General features: G+C 65.7%; 1 pseudogene. It reads left to right on the plus strand.

The window, feature by feature from the left end:
• A pseudogene (locus tag G6O54_RS37000) lies at positions 1 to 682 on the plus strand (RHS repeat protein); the annotation flags it as partial.

The raw sequence follows: 682 nt of genomic DNA on the forward strand, positions 1-682 counted from the left end.
CGCCAACGACCGGCAGACCGTGGTCACGTCGCCGTCGGTGAATTCCTCCAGCGGCGTGACCACGAATTATGCCTACGACGCCGAGGGCCAGGTCACCTCGAAGACCGATCCCAACGGTCGCCAGACCACATTCACGTATGATCCGCTCGGACGCCTGAAGGCCGAGACGTGGGTCGGTGGCTCGAACACGATCACCCGCAACTACGACAACGCGGGCCAGCTCACGAGCATCTCGGATTCATATAGCACCGTCACCCTGACCTACGACAACGACGGCCGCTTGCTGACCTCCGCGGAATCCGGCAGCGGGATGCCGTCGTTGACGCTGACTTACGGATATGACTCCTCCGGCGACCTCACCAGCCTGACCGACAATCTCTCCGGCTCCGGTGGCGCGGGCCAGGGCCTGACGACCTACGTCTACGACAATGCCCTGCGCCTGACCACGATCACCCAGTCCTTCGGCGGCACGGCCCAGACGCAGGTGGCGCGGTCCTACGACTCGGGCGATCGCCTTACCACCCAGACCTGGTCCCTCGGGACGAAGCAGGCCCAGGCGGCCTTCTCCTACGACAACGCCGACCGCATGACCTCGATCGTGGACAAGCTCAGCAGCGCCAGCGGCCTGACGCAGGTGGACCAGCAGGGCTACACGTACGACGCGGCCGGCCGCGTGCTGACG

It is taken from the genome of Aquisphaera insulae (assembly GCF_011064615.1).
GTDB classification, from domain to species: Bacteria; Planctomycetota; Planctomycetia; order Isosphaerales; family Isosphaeraceae; genus Aquisphaera; species Aquisphaera insulae.